Here is a 20834-nt window from a genome sequence, read left to right on the forward strand (position 1 = left end):
TCGTTCAGTTCAGAAGATAAAGCGTAATTACGCTTCAACAATTGCCAGAATGTCGCTTTCGGACATGATCAACACTTCTTCATTGTCGATCTTCTCTGCTTTCACGCCGTAGCCGTCGTTGAAAATCACGATATCGCCAACTTTCACATCCAGCGGTTGGATGTTGCCGCTTTCCAGAACACGCCCTTTACCCACTGCCACAACTTCACCACGAGTAGATTTACCCGCTGCAGAGCCAGTCAGAACGATGCCGCCAGCAGATTTTGATTCAACTTCTTTGCGCTTGACGATAACGCGGTCATGCAATGGACGAATACTCATTGAACGCTCTCCTGTAAGAAGGTTTCTATCAGATTTAGGGTTGTCACCGGATTGTTGTTACCGGCCTCGTGGGATTTGAAATGGGGGCATTCCATCCCCCTTCAAGGGGCCAGTCAAAAAAATTTTCGCTTTTGACGGCAATCCAGAGGAGCAAAATGTGAAAAACGCGGCCGAGGCCGCGTTTTTTCAACGATCGTTGCGCTTGTCATGATCGTCCGGCTGATGATCCAACGTATAACGATCGTCGTCCTTACGTTGAAACTCGCCATCGAAGGTGTTGCCGTTGGCGGCATCGCCGCCCTGGCTCCAGCCACCGGGACGGTAGACCGAAAGATGCGGCATCAATTTCAGCGTCAGCGATTTTTGCACCGGCGGCAGCAGCAACAGCAGGCCAAGGAAATCGGTGAAAAATCCCGGCACCAACAGCAGGAAGCCCGCCAGTACCAGTGAAACGCTTTTCACCATTTCCGCAGCCGGGCTTTCTCCGGCGGCCAGTTTCTGTTGCATTTGCACGAAGGTTTTCATGCCCTGGTTGCGCACCAACGAGATGCCGACGCAGGAAGTGAATACCACCAGCAACAGGGTTATCGCCACGCCCAATACGGCGGCGACTTTGATAAATAGAGATATTTCGATGTAAGCCAACAGAAATATCAGCAGTAACGGTAACCAGCGCACCTGGTTCTCCTATAAGTAACGGCACGTTCCCGCACGGTGGCGGCAAGGTGAAAAGGGGGGCCGGTAAACGGCCGACACCATTACAATGGGGTCATCCCGCCGTCATTTCAACCAACGGCCTTTTTTATTGCTAAAGTTAACAAACGTGAATGAGATCACAGAACAGGAAAAGCGTGATTCCAGAAGGCTCAGAAGGTGATCTGGATTCAGTCATTTATTACTAACCAGCATATGATCTGGGCTGCAACGGGCGCTATGGTTAATCGTTTCATGCCTGAAGCCTTCGGCAACATAATTTGATTCCCTGACTATTAATTAATTCGGCAGCAATATAAAGAAGGTTCTCATGTCAAACAACATTCGTATCGAAGAAGACCTGTTAGGAACACGTGAAGTCCCCGCAGAAGCCTATTACGGTGTTCATACCCTGCGTGCGATTGAAAACTTCTATATCAGTAACAGCAAAATCAGCGATGTGCCCGAGTTTGTCCGTGGCATGGTAATGGTAAAAAAAGCCGCAGCGATGGCGAATAAAGAACTGAAAACCATTCCGCGTAAAATCGCTGATGTCATCATTCAAGCCTGTGACGAAGTGCTGGATAAAGGCAAATGCATGGACCAGTTCCCGGTCGATGTGTTCCAGGGCGGCGCAGGTACCTCGCTGAACATGAACACCAACGAAGTGCTGGCGAATATCGGTCTGGAACTGATGGGCCATCAGAAAGGCGAATATCAGTATCTGAACCCTAACGATCACCTTAATAAATGCCAATCCACCAACGACGCCTACCCCACCGGTTTCCGCATTGCGGTTTACGCCTCCAACCAGAAACTGATCGACGCCATTAACCAGTTGCGTGAAGGCTTTGATCGCAAGGCGAAAGAGTTCGAAACCATTCTGAAAATGGGCCGCACGCAGTTGCAGGATGCCGTGCCTATGACTCTGGGTCAGGAATTCCACGCGTTCAGCGTGCTGCTGAAAGAAGAAACCCGCAACCTGCATCGCACGGCAGAACTGCTGCTGGAAGTGAACCTGGGGGCCACGGCGATTGGTACTGCGCTGAACACGCCGGAAGGCTACCCACAGTTGGCGGTGCAAAAGCTGGCGGAAGTCAGCAACCTGCCGGTGGTACCGGCCGAAGACCTGATCGAAGCCACCTCCGACTGCGGCGCCTACGTGATGGTGCACAGCGCGTTGAAACGCCTGGCGGTGAAACTGTCCAAGATCTGTAACGACCTGCGCCTGCTGTCCTCTGGCCCGCGCGCCGGCCTGAACGAAATCAACTTGCCGGAACTGCAGGCCGGCTCCTCCATCATGCCGGCCAAGGTGAACCCGGTAATACCTGAAGTGGTCAATCAAGTGTGTTTCAAGGTGATTGGCAACGACACTTGCGTTACCATGGCCGCCGAAGCGGGCCAGCTGCAGTTGAACGTGATGGAGCCGGTGATTGGCCAGGCGATGTTTGAGTCAATCCACATCCTGACCAACGCCTGCTATAACCTGCTGGAAAAATGCATTAACGGCATTACCGCGAATAAAGAAGTGTGCGAACACTACGTGTTCAACTCTATCGGTATCGTCACCTATCTCAACCCGTTCATTGGCCACCACAACGGTGACATCGTCGGGAAGATCTGCGCCGAAACCGGCAAAAGCGTACGTGAAGTGGTACTGGAACGCGGCCTGCTGACCGAAGCCGAGCTGGATGACATCTTCTCCGTGGAGAACCTGATGCACCCGGCCTATAAAGCCAAACGCTATACGGATGAAAATGAACAATAACAGATACACCCGGTAGCCCTAAAAGGCACGCTAAATCCTCTGGATAGCGTGCCTTTTTACTTTCTGTCGCCCACAAATTTTTAACTTTTCATTTTCAAATAATCTTATTTTAAGGAGTAGACACTATGTTAGCCGTAGAATTGGTTATCGTTCTGCTGGCCATTTTTTTAGGGGCCAGATTGGGCGGTATCGGTATCGGATTTGCAGGCGGGTTGGGGGTTTTGGTCCTGGCGTTGATTGGCGTTAAGCCGGGTAGCATCCCTTTCGACGTGATTTCCATCATCATGGCGGTGATTGCCGCGATCTCGGCCATGCAGGTGGCCGGCGGTATGGATTATCTGGTCCAGCAAACGGAAAAACTGCTGCGCAAGAACCCTAAACACATCACGATTCTGGCGCCGATCGTCACCTATTTCCTGACTATCTTCGCCGGTACCGGCAATATCTCCCTCTCCGCCCTGCCGGTCATCGCCGAAGTGGCGAAAGAACAGGGCATCAAGCCTTGCCGACCGCTGTCTACCGCCGTAGTAGCTGCGCAAATCGCCATCACCGCCTCGCCGATTTCCGCCGCCGTAGTGTATATGTCTTCGGTGATGGAAGGTCATGGCGTCAGCTATCTGCATATGCTGATGGTGGTGATGCCGTCCACCTTCTGCGCCGTGCTGTTGATGTCGCTGCTGGTGTCCTGGCTGTTTGACTCCAAACTGTCTGACGATCCGGTTTACCTGAAACGCCTGGAAGAAGGCCTGATTACCCTGCGCGGCAACAAGGCGATAGACATCAAACCACGCGCCAAAGCCTCGGTGCTGCTGTTCCTGCTGGGCGTGGTCTGCGTGGTGGCCTACGCCATCATCAACAGCCCGGGCCTTGGGTTGGTGGCAAAACCTTTGATGAACACCACCAATGCCATTTTGATCATCATGCTGAGCGTCGCCACGCTGACCACTCTGCTGTGCCGCGTCGATACCGATATGGTGCTCAACTCCAGTACCTTCAAAGCCGGCATGAGCGCCTGTATCTGTATCCTGGGCGTGGCCTGGTTGGGCGATACCTTCGTGCAGGCCAACATCGACTGGATCAAAGAGACCGCAGGCGCTGTGATTCAATCCCATCCGTGGCTGCTGGCGGTGATTTTCTTCTTCTGTTCTGCGCTGCTGTACTCGCAGGCCGCCACCGCCAAGGCGCTGATGCCGATGGCGCTGGCGCTGAACGTCTCGCCGCTGACCGCCATCGCGTCCTTCGCCGCCGTTTCCGGCCTGTTCATTCTGCCAACCTACCCGACACTGGTCGCGGCGGTGCAGATGGACGATACCGGCACCACGCGCATCGGGCGTTTCGTGTTTAACCACCCGTTCTTTATCCCCGGCACCATCGGGGTAGTATTGGCGGTGCTGTTCGGTTTCCTGCTGGGAAGCGTGATGCTGTAATCTTTTGACCGGGGCTGCGGCCCCGGTTCTCCCCCGAACCTCGCCTCACTGGCGATAAACTCGCCTTCTAGCCAACTCGCCTTCAGGGTATAGTGCCTACTGATAATCTGGATGAGAGGGCTGAAGATGTCTGATTGCGAAGCTGTCGTCATACTCTGTACCGCGCCCGATGAGGCTACCGCGCAAGACCTGGCGGCCCGGGTTTTAGGGGAAAAGCTGGCGGCCTGCGCCACGCTGCTGCCCGGCGCGACATCGCTATATTACTGGGAAGGGAAACTGGAACAGGAGTACGAAGTGCAGATGCTGTTCAAAAGCGATCGCCGCCATCAAGATGCCCTGCTCAGCACCCTGAAACAACATCACCCGTATCAAACGCCCGAGCTGTTGGTGCTGCCGGTGATGGCTGGAGATAAAGACTACCTGTTATGGATCAACGCCTCATTAAATTAATCTTCCTGATCTGCAGCCTGTTTTTTTTGCCGCAGGCGGCTCAGGCATCGCTGTTCGGTCAAAGCGGCGGCAGCCAGTTCGTGCCCGTCGATCAGGCATTCGCCTTTGATTTTAAGCAGCAAGATCGCCAGTTGGCCCTGAGCTGGCAAATCCGTCCCGGTTACTACCTTTATCGTCAGCAAATCAAACTGGTACCGCAGCAGGCAACGCTAGGCACCGTTGAGCTGCCCGAAGGGCTGAGCCACAAGGACGAGTTCTTCGGTGAAGTCGCTATTTTCAAGCAACAGCTCGCTCTGAATATTCCCCTGCAACAGGCGGCCAAAGGGGCCAGCCTGAGCGTGACCTATCAGGGCTGTGCGGAAGCCGGCTTCTGTTACCCGCCTGAAACGCGTGTGATCCCACTGGATGCGGTGAGTGCCGCCGCAACCCCGTCCGCTGACGCGCCAACGGAACCCGCGCCAGCCAACCTGCCGTTTTCGCCACTTTGGGCCCTGTTGATTGGCATTGGCATTGCCTTCACCCCTTGCGTGCTGCCGATGTACCCATTGATTTCCGGCATCATTCTGGGCCGCGAAAAGCCACACAGCAGCGGACGCATTCTGGCGCTGGCGGTGGTTTACGTACAGGGCATGGCGCTAACCTATACCCTGCTTGGTCTGGTGGTCGCGGCCGCCGGGTTGCAGTTCCAGGCGGCGTTGCAGCACCCGTATGTGCTGATCGGCCTGTCGGTGCTGTTTATCGCGCTGGCGCTGTCGATGTTTGGCCTGTATTCGCTGCAGTTGCCCTCTTCGCTGCAAACGCGGCTGGCAGGCTGGAGCAACACCCAAAAGGGCGGCTCGCTGCCCGGGGTATTCCTGATGGGCGCGCTGGCCGGATTAATTTGTTCGCCCTGCACCACCGCGCCGCTCAGCGCCATCCTGCTTTACATCGCCCAGAGCGGCAATATGTGGGCCGGCGGTGGCACGCTGTACTTGTACGCGCTAGGGATGGGTATTCCGCTGGTGCTCGTCACCCTGTTCGGCAATCGTCTTCTGCCGCGCAGCGGGCCGTGGATGCAGTATGTAAAAGAAGCCTTCGGCTTTGTGATCCTGGCGCTGCCGGTCTTCTTGTTGGAGCGGGTAATCGGCGATGCCTGGGGACTGCGGTTATGGAGCCTGCTCGGGGTGGCATTCTTCGGTTGGGCATTCGCGCTGAGCCTGAAAACCTCGCGCGGCTGGGCGCGTGCATTGCAGTTGCTATTGCTGGCAGCGGCGGTGATCGCCGCAAGGCCGCTGCAAGACTGGGCCTTCGGCACCAATGACGCCCAGCAGAGGGCGCCGGCGCACCTGAACTTCGCGCGGATTAATAACGTAGAACAACTCCATCTGGCGCTGCAGCAGGCACAGGGGAAACCGGTGATGCTGGATTTGTACGCCGACTGGTGCGTCGCTTGCAAGGAGTTCGAAAAATATACTTTCAGCGATGCGGCAGTTCAGGCTAAGCTGGCCGATACCGTGCTGCTGCAGGCGGATGTGACCGCCAACAACGCCGAACAGGCGGCGCTGCTCAAGCACCTGAAGGTCCTTGGGCTGCCGACCATTCTGTTCTTTAACGGCGCGGGCCAGGAAGTGCCGGCCGCACGCGTCACCGGATTTATGAATGCGCCTGCGTTCAGCGCGCATTTGCAGAAAACAGTGCGGTAAACGACACTGTGGATCAGAACCGAATTTGGAGGGAGCACAAGTGCAACGCGAACACGTCCTTGATACGGCACTGGGGCTGTTGGAACAACAGGGCCTGGCGACCACCACATTGGAAATGCTGGCAAACAAACTCGACGTGCAGCCGGGCGACCTTAAACGCTTCTGGCCGGATCGCGAGGCGCTGCTGTACGACAGTCTGCGCTACCACGGCCAGCAAATCGACACCTGGCGCCGCCAACTGCTGTTGGACGAAACCCTGAGCCCGCAGCAAAAGCTGCTGGCGCGCTATGACGTTCTGGCGGAGTACGTCCGGCACGATCGTTATCCCGGCTGCCTGTTTATTGCTGCCTGCAGCTTCTTCCCGGAGGTGGATCACCCGATACACCAATTGGCGGAGCAGCAAAAGCTGACGTCGTTGGAGCTGACCCGCGACCTGCTGCGCCAAATGGACGCCGACGATGCCGATATGGTGGCGCAGCAGATGGAGCTGATTCAGGAAGGCTGCCTGAGCAAACTGCTGGTAAAACGCCAGCTCCAGGATGTATCCGTCGCCAAACGGCTGGCGGAAGATATCTTGCAGGTAGCGCAGTGCCGCAGAAACGGTGCTTTAGGCTGATTGAACGGCGAAAGGCTGGGCTGACGAGGCACTTTCGCAACCAAAATGGGCGTACTTTTGCGCGCCTTGCCTGAAAAGTCAGCAACCGAATGCTTTTTCAGGTATTTGACGCATAAAGCCGTTGACGGCCCCCGCCCAATACGGTTTAATGCTGCGCGTTGCCCGGATAGCTCAGTCGGTAGAGCAGGGGATTGAAAATCCCCGTGTCCTTGGTTCGATTCCGAGTCCGGGCACCATATTTAGAGAACCCAGCCTATGGCTGGGTTTTTGCTTTTCAGAGTATGGACTCTCCATCGAACGAGTTCGATTATTCGGCCTGAAGGCCTCACCCTGCGGGCCAACGCTGAAGCGTTGTTCAACACGGCGCAAGCGCCGGTTGTCCGAGTCCGGTCACCATATTTAGAAGAACCCGCCTATGGCGGGTTTTTTGCTTTCAGGGATATGGACTCTCCATCGAACGAGTTCGATTATTCGGTCTGAGGCCTCACCCTGCGGGCCAACGCTGAAGCGTTGTTCAACACGGCGCAAGCGCCGGTTGTCCGAGTCCGGTCGCCCTATTTAGAGAACCCAGCCTATGGCTGGGTTTTTGCTTTTCAGGGGATGGACTCTCCATCGAACAAGTTCGATTATTCGGCCGAAGTGCCATGGACATCAAACGACGCAGCGTCGCCGGCTCACCCCAGCACATCCTGAACACAGGCTTTAAACACTTTAACGCCGAGCGCCAGTGCGTCGCGATCAAAGTGCATTTCCGGGTGATGCAGCCCTGGCGTCAGGTTGGCTCCCAGCCCCCAGAAACCGCCCTTAACCTGCGGGCGCAGACGCAGGTAGTGGAAGAAATCTTCACTGCCCGGTGTCGATTTTGGCGGGGTCAGCCCGGCGTCTCCGAACACGCTGCGAATAGCGCGGGAGACAACTTCGGTTGCCTCGTCATCAATGATCGCTGCCGGCATCTCTTTCATAATACGTATTTCAGCCCGTGCGCCGTAGGCTGCCGCACTACTCTCGATAGCGCGCAACACCTGTGGTTTTAACGCATCCATGGCTTCGTTTTCAGCCGCACGCAGATCCCAGCACACTTGCGCTTTGTCCGGAATAGAGTTGGTGACCCCGGCGTCGCAGAGAAAACGCGTGGCTTTCGCGCTCCAGGTCAGCGATGGCGCAAGGTGAATACCGTTGACCGCCTGTACCGCGTGAGCGGCAGCATCTAGCGCATTCACGCCAAGATGAGGGCGCGCGGCGTGCGCTGCTTTTCCATGGAATATAACTTCAACGGTGGCTGAGGCTGAGTAATACATCGCCGGCACCGCCTGCCCCAGAGAGCACTCTTCCAACGGGCGCAGGTGGAAACCGAGCAGCATATCAACATCCTCCAGTACGCCGCCTTCGGTCAGGGCTATTGCACCGGTGCCCAGTTCCTCGGCCGGCTGGAAGATAAACTTCAGTTTACCCTTTTTCACCAGGCCCTCCGCCATCACTTCCTGGGCGGTGGTCAGCACCACAGAGGAGTGACCATCGTGGCCGCAGGTATGGCGCGCCACATGCTCGCCATCAATAATATGTCCGAGCGCATCCATATCGGCACGCAGCGCCAACACTGGCCCCGGTTTGCCGCTATCCAGAACGGCCATGATACCGGTAGTTCCATTAACCTGGCGCGTGACCTGGTAGCCCACTGCCTCCAGTACCCCCGCGATATAAGCGGAGGTTTTATACTCTTCGAACCCGAGTTCCGGGATCTGATGCAGGTAATTAAAGTGATCTAGTGTGCGTGACACGTCTTACTCCTTAGTGTGCTTCATTCAAGCAATAACTCGCATTACCAGCATAGAGATAACCGCGTTGAGAATGCTGACGACCATCAGTAGCGGCCAGTACTTCTTCGGGACATCGGCTACCCCCAAAAGACGGCCCATATACTGTAGCTGTGAACCCATTAAAAAAATGGCTGGTGCGAGGATGGTGATTTGCCCGATATCCAGCGTGCCTTTGCTCAGTAGGCTGATAGCAACGCCAGTGCCTGCCGACGACGAGAGCCAGGCAGTCAGCAACACGGTGATAGCTTCGCCCGGCAGGCCGAACACCCCCATTAACGGCGAAAAAATATGACCAATGGCCTGCATCACGCCGAGTAAATTTAGCATTTCAGCAATCACATACGCCATTAATACATTCGGCATCAGATTATTGATGGCGATATTAAATCCTTTACGCGCACCAACAATGAAAATATCGAACGGGTTACCAGAGACTCTTGTGGTATTACTCATTATCGAAATCCCTCTTATACACAGTATTTAATGTCAGGCGAACTATTACGGCACCAACAAACTTCATAACGAACATCAGCACCAATGGAATAATTATCGGGATGGTCAGCGAAGCAAACATAGCCGAACCGATGGAGAAATAGTTGTTAATTAACCCGGCACCTGAATATTGCCACGCCCCCATAATCACCACGTCTTTACGAGTAATTTTTTCGCTGTCATACAGCTCTTTAGTAAGTGCCGCACCGGCATCGGTACTTTGCAAATCGGTGATCAACGCCAGCCCGGTATAACCCGGAATACCGAGCAGCGGTTTCAGTAGCGGTGTCAGCAATTTATGCGCCGCACGGATCGCTCCGTAGTGGGTAAAAACTTCCAGCAACCCCAGCGCCAGCATCACCGTGGGCACCAACGATAGCGCAAAAAGAAAACCAGCTTTCGCGCTGATACCGCCACTGCCGATAAAGGTGTTGGTTTCCGGTGACTTCATGGTGCCGAATGCACCGCCAAGCGTAGTGAAGTCAAACGCCCCCAGCCACGCCATACCGTCGACTTTAAAAAAGAAGCCGGAGAAAACCAGCAGGACAATAATCAGGGAGAGCCAGGCACCAGGCCCGACTCTCCACTCATCAGCAAGCGCTTTCTCGGGCTTCTCCAAAATTTTCGATTCGCTCATAACATCTCTCTTCAAAATAATCAGATGACAATCCCCTGTTACTAAGCAGGATCCGTGCCTGAATAGCTGGCAGATAAAATTAAAACCTTTTGCTAAAATTTTTTACGCGACAACCCCCTCCCATAAAATACAGGGAACAAAAATAAAAATTAACGAAAAATTATTTAAAGAAAACCCGAGCACGCTCTAATAAAATGCCATTTCACCATTACCGGGCCCCCTTTTGGGGCAAATCGTTTTCTTTTCAGAAATGTATTTTCATTCATATCAAGAAGTGAGCGGTTAATTCGATTATCACTATTCAATCATGATGATAAATATCCGATTAATGATATTATTGTTGCCCTCAGGTCAACGATCGGGGAGGAAGGTAAAATGTATCAGGACAGACAGGTCGGCTATCTGTATGAAGTGGGCAACCAGGGAGGTATCCGCCGTGCGGCAGATATTCTTGGCGTTAACCCGTCGGTGATTAGCCGACAGATCGCCCAACTGGAGCGGGCGCTACAGTTGCCGTTGCTGGAGCGGCGTGGGCGAAATGTGGTATTGACCGAAGCGGGCCGCCTGCTGGCAGAGGACCATCTTACGAGCCGCCAGAGACGTGAGAAGTTGGAAAGTCAGCTCAAAGACCTGCGCCATATGCGCGGAGGTACAATATCCGTGCGCATCGGCGGCGGGCTTATCACCGCATTTATCGAAGGGGTAATGCGTGAGTTTGCCCGGTCTTACCCTCAGGTTTTTGTCGACATTGTGGTCGGCAGCCTGCAGGAGATGCTCAACGATATTGTCAGCGGCGAAGCGGATATGGCTCTGGCATTCGGACCGATTGGCACGCCGGAACTTAAACGACACAGCTTTCAGTGGGGGCCAATCTGCGCGGTAGTCTCACCGCAGCACCCGATTGCCGGGCACAGTAGCATTACCATTGAAGAGCTGCTCGATTATCAGCTGATTGCGCTGACGGAACATTTCGGTCTTCAACGGCATATGAATGCGATGTTCAAAAGTCTGGGCTTGCAATTTCACCCGGCGTATCGCTGTAATCAGTTTTCCACCGCCATGGGACTGAGTCAGGCAGGGCTGGGGATTTCGTTTATGACTGCCTCTGCCGCCGCCGATCCTGTCCGGCAGGGTTCTCTGGTGGCAGTGCCGCTCGATCACCCAATCGCCAGCAGCGCCCAGTGCCATCTGTTACGCAGCTCTGACCGGCGCTTTACCCCGGCGGCTCATCATATGTGGCAATTGCTGCACAATGCATTTCGCGACAAGTAACGCACTGTGATATCAGGGCTTGAGGGCCAACGCTGAAACGTTGTTCAACCCGGCGCAAGCACCGGTTGTCCGAGCCCGGTCGCCCTATTTAAAAGAACCCGCCTATGGCGGGTTCTTTGCTTTCTGGGGTATGGGCTCTCCATCGAACGAATCCGATTATTCAGCCTGAAGGCCTCACCCGACGGGCCAACGGCTCAGTTGGATCCCCCGCTCGGCCGCCCCGGCGCCGAAATCAGCCAACACCGCCCTCACATCCGGGTCGATATAGTCGGCGTTATCATGCTCGGCGATCACTACGCAGTTATCGGGGATCTGTGCCAGCAGGCTTTGCAGCCGCGGATTATGCAGAAAAGTCAGGTTCTGGTGAAACCGCACCACATAATGATCGTCGTAACAACTCAGTTGCAGCGCATTACGGTGGCTTTTGTAGGTACTGCACAGCAGTTGCGCCATCAGCCCGATAGCAATGCCCGCCAGCATGCCGAAGATAATGATGCAGGACACAGTGAGGATGAAGGGAATAAATTGCGGCAACCCCTGGCGCCACTGGGCGATAAACAATGCCGGAGAGGCCAGCTTATAACCGGTATACAGCAATACCGCCGCCAGGCTGGCTAACGGGATGGTGTTTAGCGCATCGCTGAAGAACAGGCCGCATAACAGCAACAGCACACCGTGCAGCAGAATCGAAATGCGGCTACGCGCTCCTGCATTGACGTTCACCGAGCTGCGGACGATCACCGCAGTGATCGGCAGGCCGCCGAGAAAGCCGCTCAGCATATTCCCGACGCCCTGCGCGCGCATTTCCTTGTCCGGCGAAGGCGCCGGCGTTTGGGATTTCAGTTTTTTCAGCGCCTCCTGACTCAGCAGGGTTTCCAGGCTAGCCACCAGCGCCAACGTCAGCGCGATGAGATAAACCGAAGGGTTGCGCCAGGCACCTTGCCAGTCCGGGCGGCTGAGCTGCTCGCCCAGCGCCTCGGCGCTACCGAATTTAGGCAGTGAAATGCGCGGCATGGCGCCGATGCTTTCCGGCATCCACCGCTCGCCAAAGACCACGGCCAGGCTGCCCCAGAGCACCGCCACCAACGGGCCAGGGAGATAACGGGCCAACGGGATCCGTTTCACGGGTGCAGTGGTCCACAGCCACATGATCAACAGGGCACCCAAGGCAACCAGCGCCGAGGCGGGCGACAACAGCTCGGCCCCCTCTGCCAGCAACGCCTTCAGGCTCGCGTCCCCCTGTACGCCCAACGCTACCGGCACCTGCTGCATGATCAGCAAAATACCGATGGCCACCAGCATGCCCTGGATCACCGTACCGGGCACCAGCGCGATCCACCGTCCGGCGCGCAGCAGGCCGAAAATAAGCTGCAACGCCCCCGCCAGCATCAGCGCCACCAGCAACAATGAAAACGAACCCAGCGTTTCCATGGCAGCGGTCACAATGGTGACCAGGCCGGCCGCAGGCCCGCTGACAGCGTAGCGCGAAGGGCTCAACAAGGTGACCACGATTCCGCCGATGACCCCGGTCAGCAGCCCGACAAAAGGAGGTAAGCCACTGGCCTGCGCAATGCCAAGGCTGAGCGGCAATGCCACCAGAAACACCACTATGCCGGCGGGAATATCATTACGCAGAGTGCTGAAGTTCATGACCCACCTCCGCAGCGTTCTGATGGACGAGCTCCTTCAAATGCCCTTCTTGCAGATCGTACACGCAGCCAAAAACGTCCAGCATCTTGCCCTGCTCCCAGTGTCGGCGCACCGGTTCGCTGGCAATCAAATGGGTGAACTGGGTCACTACGTGCGCGTCGATAAGCCGGTTCAGACGCGTAGCATCGTCATCCTCTGCCTGCCGATAATCTTGCAAGTTATGTTCCAGCGAATACCGCAAATGCGCCATCCGCCGCGCCAACGCGCTGTCCTCCCGCGACAGCGGCATTTCCGGTAGCGCCACCGCGGCCTGTACGCCGCCGCAACCGTAATGGCCGCACAATACAATGGCGGAGACGTGCAGATATTCCAGCGCATATTGCAATACGCTCATCAGACTATCGTCATCCTCAAGAACCATATTGGCGATATTGCGATGAACGAAAAGCTCACCAGGGTGTGCGCCGGTCAGTACCTCGGCCGGGACACGACTGTCGGAACAGCCTATCCACAACGCCAGCGGCTGCTGACCGGCGACATGCTTGCGGAAGTAATGCGGGTTGCGCTGGCGCTGCTGTAGCGCCCAACTGCGGTTTCTGGCTATCAGGGGTTTAAGTATCGTCACGGCATGCATCTCTCTGTTGGGGACAAACAGGCTCTCGCCTACCCGCCCAGGAGCCAATTACATGAATCAAAATGATGGTTTTATCCCAAAGCCAAAATTGGCATGGGGCATTTTTTACACGCACAGCGCCGTTCCTCCATCAGGAAAGGCCCTTATTAACCATAGAAGCAGCAACGAATCTGACAAGGGAAAACAGCCGGGAACTTTTAACAAAAAAAAGTAAACACACTGATTTTGTTGGCTAATAAATCACAGCAGGCATATTAAAAAACTAAAGTAACTCCAAAGAGATCATTCTTTACATTCGCTACCTGGCCCGCCAGAAATCGGGCATAAAAAAACCCGCCGTAAGGCGGGTTTCCTAATAATTACACAAGCAGACTGTTAAGACTCGCTTGCCTGTTTGGCATTGCCTGACAAGAACTCTTTCTCATAAGCCAGCGCTTTTTTACTGTCGAATTGATGTTCCCATTTGGCAATGACCAGTACCGCCAGCGCATTACCCACTACGTTCAAAGCGGTGCGCGCCATATCCAGGATACGGTCGACGCCGGCAATAAACGCCAGCCCTTCCAGCGGAATACCGACGCTGCCCAAGGTCGCCAGCAGCACCACGAACGAAACGCCGGGTACGCCTGCGATCCCCTTGGAGGTGACCATAAGCGTTACCACCAGCACGATTTCCTGGCCTAAAGACAACTCAATCCCGTACAACTGCGCAATAAAGATGGCGGCAATGCTCTGGTACAGCGTGGAACCGTCCAGATTAAAGGAGTAACCGGTGGGCACCACAAAGCTGGTGATCGCCTTCGGTGCACCGTAGGCTTCCATCTTTTCAATAATGCGTGGCAATACGGTTTCCGAACTGGCGGTGGAATAAGCCAGGATCAGCTCGTCCTTCAGGATGCGGATTAGCGTCCAGATACGCAGGTTGCACAAGCGGGCGACCACACCCAGCACCACCAGAGCGAAAAAGGCGATGGCGAAGTACACCAATAACACCAGTTTGGCGAGCGGCAACAGCGAAGCGAAACCGAAGTTGGCTACCGTCACTGAGATCAGACCAAATACCCCAATTGGCGCATAACGCATGATCATATGGGTGACTTTGAACATGCTTTCGGAAACGGCTTTAAACACCTTCAGCAGCGGTTCTTTGGTTTCTTTCGGCAATGACGACAGGCCAAGGCCAAACAGCACCGAGAAGAAGATAATCGGCAGCATGTCGCCTTTGGCCATGGAGGCAAAGACGTTCGAAGGAATCAACGACAGAATGGTTCCCACCAAGCTGTGCGAACCGCTTTGCACTTGCTCGGTAGTTTTTTCATATTGGGAGATATCGACCGCCGTCAGCGTCGACATATCGATGCCGTGACCGGGTTGAAAAACATTAGCCAGCGTCAGCCCCACCACAATGGCGACAGTGGTAATCACTTCGAAATAAATAATGGTTTTCAATCCGAGGCGGCCTAACTTTTTCGCATCACCGACTCCGGCGATACCTACCACCAACGTAGAAATAACGATGGGCACGACAATCATCTTGATCAAACGAATGAAGATATCACCGGCCGGACTAAGAATATTACTGACCAGCCACTCGCGTGACTCCGTCTGATTATGAAGTACCGCGCCGACGATAATACCTAGTACCAGCGCTATCAGGATTTGCCAAGCAAGGCTAATTTTTACACTTTTCATACCCAAAGAGTCCTCAAAAGACTCCTTTCAACGTATTTAATTGCAACACGAAGAAAAGAATAATTAATCATTTAATACGGGCTTATGTTCATTACGAGAAAGCGTCCACCTGCCCTTAGTGTGACGTTGCTTAAATCAGTACCATTTGAGCGACCTTGTCTGCAACCCTTGTTTTATCAGGCTTGCGCGCTGAATCGAATCATAAAAATTATTCAATCCAGCGTCACATAGCATAATTACTTGTTATTAAAAACATAATTTTATGTGCAGTAAATCACACATTAATCCGATCGATTGATTTTTAGCCATAATAAAAATGCGTTATTTTTCGCAGAATCTGCATATTTAGTCCACTAACGATGTTTATATTATGTTGCATAAAAGTTTTTAAAATGAAAACAAAAAATATTTCGCCTGGCAATTATTTTATTGATCTTTTTCGTTGAGAACACAAATGAGAATTATTCTTCTAAAACCAGTCTTCAGCAAAGTATTTATCAAACTCGACAACGCCCAGGCAGGCTTATTAAGCTAATAGTGGTGATAATAACTCTACTATTAATAGTGGCAGGCATACTAATAGCCAGCATACGTATAAATGATTTAGCAGAAATTAATACACAAAGTTTTATATTCGCTATGCTCTATAGGAAGTGCGTTTAATCTGGGACTGTTTATTCTTTTTGGTTCTTTAGATAGCCTTTTCTGACAAAAACCACCTATTTGGTCCCTTTTTCCCGTCAAGCAGATAGATACACAGCGCAAATGAGACAGAACTATTACAAATCAATATCTTTGTTGCGTGATCTGCCGCGCAAAAAAGAAACAAAGAATCATAGCAAACTATACTTAACCTTCAGTTGACATATCATTAACAACTTCAAGGAGAAAAGCTATGAGCCAAGTGCATAAACACGCTATTCCCTCTGCAATTGCAGAACACGCCCTGATTAACCCAGAACAATACCAACAATATTATCAACAGTCTGTGCAAAACCCAGAGGCTTTCTGGGGCGAGCAAGGAAAAATCCTGGACTGGATCAAACCTTATAGCCGGGTAAAAAACACGTCGTTCGACCCGGGCCATATCAGTATCCGCTGGTTTGAAGACGGTACCCTGAACCTGGCGGCCAACTGCCTCGACCGCCACTTGGCCGAACGCGGTGACCAGACCGCCATTATCTGGGAAGGCGACGATCCCACCCAGTCGAAACAAGTGACCTACAAACAACTGCATCACGATGTCTGCCAGTTCGCCAACGTACTGAAAAAGTTGGGCGTCAAAAAAGGCGACGTCGTGGCTATCTATATGCCCATGGTGCCGGAAGCCGCGGTCGCCATGCTGGCCTGTGCACGTATCGGTGCGGTGCACTCGGTAATCTTTGGCGGTTTCTCGCCAGAGGCGGTCGCCGGCCGCATTATCGACTCCAATTCCAAGCTGGTTATCACCGCTGACGAAGGCCTGCGCGCCGGGCGCGCCGTACCGCTGAAAAAGAACGTCGACGACGCGCTGAAAAACCCTGGCGTGAAAAGCATCACTAACGTGGTCGTTTTCCAACGTACCGGCAAGCCGGGTTATTGGCAGGAAGGCCGTGATTTATGGTGGCATGAACTGACCAACGGCGTTTCCGCCGACTGCCCACCGGAAGAGATGAATGCGGAAGACCCGTTGTTTATCCTTTATACCTCCGGATCGACCGGCAAACCCAAGGGCGTGCTGCACACCACCGGTGGCTATCTGGTGTATGCCGCCATGACCTTCAAGTACGTCTTCGACTACCACGACGGTGACGTGTACTGGTGTACGGCCGACGTCGGCTGGGTTACAGGCCACAGCTATCTGCTCTACGGCCCGCTGGCCTGCGGTGCCATCACCCTGATGTTCGAAGGCGTGCCGAACTACCCTGGCGTCAACCGCCTGTCGCAGGTGATTGATAAGCACCAGGTCAATATCCTGTATACCGCCCCCACCGCCATTCGTGCGCTGATGGCCGAAGGCGATAAAGCGATTGAAGGCACCAAACGCGATTCATTGCGTATCATGGGTTCGGTCGGGGAGCCGATCAACCCGGAAGCCTGGGAGTGGTATTACAACAAAATAGGTAACGGCAAATGCCCGATCGTCGACACCTGGTGGCAGACCGAAACCGGCGGCTTTATGATTACCCCGTTGCCGGGTGCAACCGAGTTGAAAGCCGGCTCTGCCACGCGCCCGTTCTTCGGCGTGCAGCCTGCCTTGGTCGATAACATCGGTACACCGCAGGAAGGTGCCTGCGAAGGCAATTTGGTGATCACCGATTCCTGGCCAGGCCAGGCGCGTACGCTGTTTGGCGATCATGATCGCTTTGAGCAGACTTACTTCTCCACCTTTAAAGGCATGTATTTCAGTGGTGACGGCGCACGCCGTGATGAAGATGGATATTACTGGATAACAGGTCGCGTCGATGATGTGCTGAACGTTTCCGGGCACCGTCTGGGTACCGCAGAAATCGAATCAGCCCTGGTCTCGCATCCGAAAATCGCCGAAGCGGCGGTAGTCGGTATTCCGCATAACATTAAAGGCCAGGCGATTTACGCCTATATCACGCTGAATCATGGTGAAGAACCTTCACCGGAACTTTATACCGAAGTTCGTAACTGGGTACGCAAGGAAATAGGGCCGATCGCCACGCCAGACGTGCTGCACTGGACAGACTCCCTGCCCAAAACGCGCTCAGGCAAGATCATGCGCCGCATCCTGCGCAAAATCGCGGCGGGTGACACCAGCAATCTCGGGGATACCTCAACCCTGGCGGACCCGGCCGTAGTAGACAAGCTGTTGGAAGAAAAACAATCCATGAAAGTACCGTCGTAATTTCCGCCGTCTCCGGCCGTTCATCAGGAAATCACCCGATGGACGGCTGTCAGCGCGGCGTTCTCGATCAATACCTACTGGAGACGCACTGATGAATGACACCATTTATCAAAGGATTGAGGAAAACCCGCGTTTTAAAGAGCTGGTACGAAAACGTGGCCGTTTCGCCTGGCTGCTTTCGTTGATTACGCTGGTGCTTTACGTTGGCTTCATTTTACTGATCGCGTTCGATCCACAGTGGCTTGGCACGCCGATCGCCGTCGGATCGACCATTACCCGTGGGATCCCGGTGGGTGTGGGCCTGATCGTTATCTCTTTCGTTCTGACCGGGATCTACGTATTCCGCGCCAATGGCGAGTTCGACCGCCTGACTGCAGAAATCCTGCGTGAGGTGCAGAAATGAAGCGTTTATTGTCCGCCGCCGCTCTGCTGGCTCTGCCGGGGTTGGCCTTTGCCGATGCCATTGGTGGTGAAGTACACCGCCAGCCGTTGAATATTCAGGCGATCGTCATGTTCGTGTTGTTTGTTGGCGCCACGTTGTATATCACCTATTGGGCCTCCAAGCGCACCCGCTCGCGCCAGGACTACTACACCGCAGGGGGGAAAATCACCGGCCTGCAGAACGGTCTTGCCATCGCCGGTGACTTTATGTCGGCGGCTTCTTTCCTGGGTATTTCCGCACTGGTGTATACCTCTGGCTATGACGGGCTGATTTACTCTATCGGCTTTTTGATCGGCTGGCCGATCATTCTGTTCCTGATTGCCGAACGCCTGCGTAACCTTGGCCGCTATACTTTCGCTGACGTAGCCTCTTATCGTCTGAAGCAAAAACCGATCCGCACACTTTCTGCCTGCGGTTCACTGGTGGTGGTCGCGCTGTATCTGATTGCTCAGATGGTCGGGGCCGGCAAGTTGATCCAGTTATTGTTCGGGTTGAACTACCACGTGGCGGTGATTTTGGTCGGTATTTTGATGGTGTTGTACGTGCTGTTCGGCGGTATGTTGGCCACGACCTGGGTACAGATTATCAAAGCGGTGCTGCTGCTGGCCGGTGCAAGCTTTATGGCTCTGATGGTGATGAAATCAGTCAACTTTGACTTCAACACCCTGTTCGCCGAAGCCGTGAAAGTGCATCCGAAGGGCATCGCCATTATGAGCCCGGGTGGTTTGGTCTCCGATCCTATTTCGGCACTTTCCCTGGGGCTGGCGCTGATGTTCGGTACCGCCGGGTTGCCGCATATTCTGATGCGCTTCTTTACCGTGAGTGACGCCAAGGAAGCGCGTAAGAGCGTGTTCTATGCCACCGGTTTTATCGGCTACTTCTATATCCTGACCTTTATTATCGGCTTTGGCGCTATTTTGCTGGTCAGCCCTAACCCGGCATTCAAAGATGCCACCGGTGCGTTGCTGGGCGGCACCAATATGGCGGCAGTGCATTTGGCCAATGCAGTTGGCGGTAACTTCTTCCTTGGCTTTATCTCGGCAGTGGCCTTTGCCACCATCCTTGCGGTGGTTGCCGGCCTGACGCTGGCGGGGGCATCTGCGGTATCTCACGACTTGTACGCTAGCGTGGTTAAAGATGGCAAGGCGACCGAACGTGATGAGCTGCGGGTTTCCAAAATCACGGTAGTGATCCTGGGGATCGTGGCAATCGCGCTGGGAATTTTGTTTGAGAAGCAGAATATCGCCTTTATGGTCGGGCTGGCTTTCTCTATCGCTGCCAGCTGTAACTTCCCGATTATCATTCTTTCAATGTACTGGTCACGCCTGACCACCCGTGGAGCGATGATCGGCGGCTGGCTTGGCTTGCTGACCGCAGTGATCCTGATGATCCTGGGCCCGACGATTTGGGTGCAGATCCTTGGCCATGAAAAACCGATCTACCCTTATGAATATCCGGCGCTGTTCTCCATGTTGGTGGCGTTTGTGGGCACCTGGCTGTTCTCAGTCACCGACAGTTCGCTAGCCGGGCAACAGGAGCGCGAGCGCTTCCGCTCTCAGTTTGTACGTTCGCAAACCGGACTGGGCATCTCTCAGGGTAGCTCGCATTAACCGAATAATAAGTGAAAAAGCAAACACCCCCTAATCAAAGGCCCTTCGGGGCCTTTTCTCGTTCTGTCAGTTGTAAATAATCTTTAAAGGTTCATCGCTGATATCGGGGTTTTTCATTCGAGCAGCAAGAATCAAGATAGATGCTCTGAACAATACAAGAGACAGAATCATGAAACAGCCTACGGCATTACTATTGCTGGCCTTTGCCGGCAACGCACTGGCAACCCCGCTTATCGAGCCCCTGCAGTTGATTAGCGACCACACCCTGCCGACCGCACAGTTGCAGGCGCAGATACTTGCCGCCAAACGCTACGACAGCTTCTGGAATACCGGCGATGAAGCTCTGGCAAAACAGGCGCTGGCCAGCGACTTTACCGATATGACCTTACCCGCCGGCAGAATACAGGGCATCCGCGGTGCGTTACAGGCCTCGAAAACCTTCCGCCAGGCCGTCCCGGATTTACGTTGCGAGGTAGCGCAGATGATTGTCACCGGCGATCGCGTCGTGGCGCATTTGCGCTTTAGCGGGCATTTTACCGGCCGTTTTCAGGGTAAACAGGGAAAGGGAGAACCCATTGATTTTATTGCGACAGATATCTATCAGATCAAGCAAGGCTCAATAACCGCCAATTGGCATATTGAGGATAATCTGACGTTATTACAGCAGTTGGGGATCGTGACAATGTAGATTACTGAGGCGCAGCGTAGCTGCGTCCGGTATTTCCTGGCCCCATAGCAAAAAGCCCCATGCTTTCGCATGAGGCTTTCGACTTTGTT

General features: G+C 54.0%; 19 protein-coding genes and 1 tRNA gene. 12 read left to right on the plus strand and 8 right to left on the minus strand.

All coding sequences use genetic code 11. From position 1 onward, the window contains the following. Positions 1-27 precede the first annotated feature (27 nt). Both ACUTSW_RS17185 and ACUTSW_RS17190 read right to left on the minus strand, forming a co-directional pair. Positions 28-321 carry a co-chaperone GroES gene (locus tag ACUTSW_RS17185; RefSeq protein WP_004952634.1) on the minus strand — a complete coding sequence of 98 codons (294 nt, stop codon included), beginning with the start codon at positions 319-321 and terminating at the stop codon, positions 28-30. Between the two features lie 186 nt (positions 322-507). Further along, positions 508-999 carry an FxsA family protein gene (locus ACUTSW_RS17190; RefSeq protein WP_062869271.1) on the minus strand — a complete coding sequence of 164 codons (492 nt, stop codon included), beginning with the start codon at positions 997-999 and terminating at the stop codon, positions 508-510. 346 nt (positions 1000-1345) lie between these two features. Between ACUTSW_RS17190 and aspA the strand changes: the two genes are divergently transcribed. The 6 genes from aspA (at position 1346) to ACUTSW_RS17220 (ending at position 7193) form a co-directional block, all read left to right on the plus strand. Further along, a complete protein-coding gene (aspA, locus tag ACUTSW_RS17195) occupies positions 1346-2782 on the plus strand; it encodes an aspartate ammonia-lyase (RefSeq protein WP_062869270.1) in 1437 nt (478 codons plus the stop codon). Between the two features lie 125 nt (positions 2783-2907). Then, positions 2908-4209, plus strand: coding sequence for an anaerobic C4-dicarboxylate transporter (locus ACUTSW_RS17200; protein ID WP_004952626.1), 1302 nt, complete (start codon positions 2908-2910; stop codon positions 4207-4209). Between the two features lie 126 nt (positions 4210-4335). Beyond that, complete coding sequence (cutA, locus tag ACUTSW_RS17205; protein WP_062869269.1) at positions 4336-4659, plus strand: divalent cation tolerance protein CutA; 324 nt, start codon at positions 4336-4338, stop codon at positions 4657-4659. Then, positions 4635-6341, plus strand: coding sequence for a protein-disulfide reductase DsbD (locus ACUTSW_RS17210; protein ID WP_445584946.1), 1707 nt, complete (start codon positions 4635-4637; stop codon positions 6339-6341). The genes cutA and ACUTSW_RS17210 overlap by 25 nt, the downstream gene beginning before the upstream one ends. Positions 6342-6381: 40 nt before the next feature. Next, complete coding sequence (gene dicD, locus ACUTSW_RS17215) at positions 6382-6957, plus strand: division control transcriptional repressor DicD (protein WP_006323175.1); 576 nt, start codon at positions 6382-6384, stop codon at positions 6955-6957. Positions 6958-7117: 160 nt separating this feature from the next. Beyond that, a tRNA-Phe gene (locus tag ACUTSW_RS17220) sits at positions 7118-7193 on the plus strand. Between the two features lie 438 nt (positions 7194-7631). On the opposite strand, the gene ACUTSW_RS17225 is transcribed toward ACUTSW_RS17220, so the two are convergent. Genes ACUTSW_RS17225 through ACUTSW_RS17235 form a run of 3 tightly spaced genes read right to left on the minus strand, consistent with a single transcriptional unit; the run spans position 7632 to position 9903 of the window. Next, positions 7632-8735: a M20 peptidase aminoacylase family protein gene (locus ACUTSW_RS17225; RefSeq protein WP_445584947.1), complete on the minus strand. Its 1104-nt coding sequence runs from the start codon at positions 8733-8735 to the stop codon at positions 7632-7634. Between the two features lie 24 nt (positions 8736-8759). Further along, positions 8760-9227, minus strand: a complete 468-nt coding sequence (locus ACUTSW_RS17230) for a YjiG family protein (protein ID WP_445584948.1) — start codon at positions 9225-9227, stop codon at positions 8760-8762. Further along, positions 9220-9903, minus strand: a complete 684-nt coding sequence (locus ACUTSW_RS17235; RefSeq protein ID WP_434462116.1) for a nucleoside recognition domain-containing protein — start codon at positions 9901-9903, stop codon at positions 9220-9222. Before ACUTSW_RS17235 ends, ACUTSW_RS17230 begins: the two co-directional genes overlap by 8 nt. Before the next feature lie 375 nt (positions 9904-10278). Between ACUTSW_RS17235 and ACUTSW_RS17240 the strand changes: the two genes are divergently transcribed. Beyond that, entirely contained in the window at positions 10279-11175 is an 897-nt protein-coding gene (locus ACUTSW_RS17240; protein WP_445584949.1) for a LysR family transcriptional regulator, read from the plus strand. A 174-nt stretch (positions 11176-11349) separates the two neighbouring features. On the opposite strand, the gene ACUTSW_RS17245 is transcribed toward ACUTSW_RS17240, so the two are convergent. Both ACUTSW_RS17245 and ACUTSW_RS17250 read right to left on the minus strand, forming a co-directional pair. Next, on the minus strand, positions 11350-12825 hold the full coding sequence (locus ACUTSW_RS17245; RefSeq protein ID WP_062869265.1) for a SulP family inorganic anion transporter: 1476 nt from the start codon (positions 12823-12825) through the stop codon (positions 11350-11352). Beyond that, positions 12803-13459: a carbonic anhydrase gene (locus ACUTSW_RS17250; protein WP_445584950.1), complete on the minus strand. Its 657-nt coding sequence runs from the start codon at positions 13457-13459 to the stop codon at positions 12803-12805. Before ACUTSW_RS17250 ends, ACUTSW_RS17245 begins: the two co-directional genes overlap by 23 nt. A 52-nt stretch (positions 13460-13511) precedes the next feature. Here ACUTSW_RS17250 and ACUTSW_RS17255 point away from each other — a divergent pair, with 52 nt between their 5' ends. After that, on the plus strand, positions 13512-13673 hold the full coding sequence (locus tag ACUTSW_RS17255) for a hypothetical protein (protein ID WP_161941314.1): 162 nt from the start codon (positions 13512-13514) through the stop codon (positions 13671-13673). A gap of 161 nt (positions 13674-13834) precedes the next feature. Here ACUTSW_RS17255 and gltP read toward each other — a convergent pair whose 3' ends face one another. Next, positions 13835-15151, minus strand: coding sequence for a glutamate/aspartate:proton symporter GltP (gene gltP / locus ACUTSW_RS17260; RefSeq protein WP_062869264.1), 1317 nt, complete (start codon positions 15149-15151; stop codon positions 13835-13837). Positions 15152-16046: 895 nt separating this feature from the next. Between gltP and acs the strand changes: the two genes are divergently transcribed. The 4 genes from acs (at position 16047) to ACUTSW_RS17280 (ending at position 20745) form a co-directional block, all read left to right on the plus strand. After that, positions 16047-18005 carry an acetate--CoA ligase gene (gene acs, locus ACUTSW_RS17265; protein WP_062869263.1) on the plus strand — a complete coding sequence of 653 codons (1959 nt, stop codon included), beginning with the start codon at positions 16047-16049 and terminating at the stop codon, positions 18003-18005. A 91-nt stretch (positions 18006-18096) separates the two neighbouring features. Beyond that, positions 18097-18408, plus strand: a complete 312-nt coding sequence (locus ACUTSW_RS17270) for a DUF485 domain-containing protein (protein WP_062869262.1) — start codon at positions 18097-18099, stop codon at positions 18406-18408. After that, complete coding sequence (actP, locus tag ACUTSW_RS17275; protein ID WP_062869261.1) at positions 18405-20057, plus strand: cation/acetate symporter ActP; 1653 nt, start codon at positions 18405-18407, stop codon at positions 20055-20057. Before ACUTSW_RS17270 ends, actP begins: the two co-directional genes overlap by 4 nt. Positions 20058-20226: 169 nt before the next feature. Continuing rightward, a complete protein-coding gene (locus tag ACUTSW_RS17280) occupies positions 20227-20745 on the plus strand; it encodes an ester cyclase (protein WP_445584951.1) in 519 nt (172 codons plus the stop codon). The last annotated feature ends 89 nt before the right edge of the window (positions 20746-20834 follow it).

The sequence above is a fragment of the Serratia sp. TSA_198.1 genome (genome assembly GCF_052686505.1).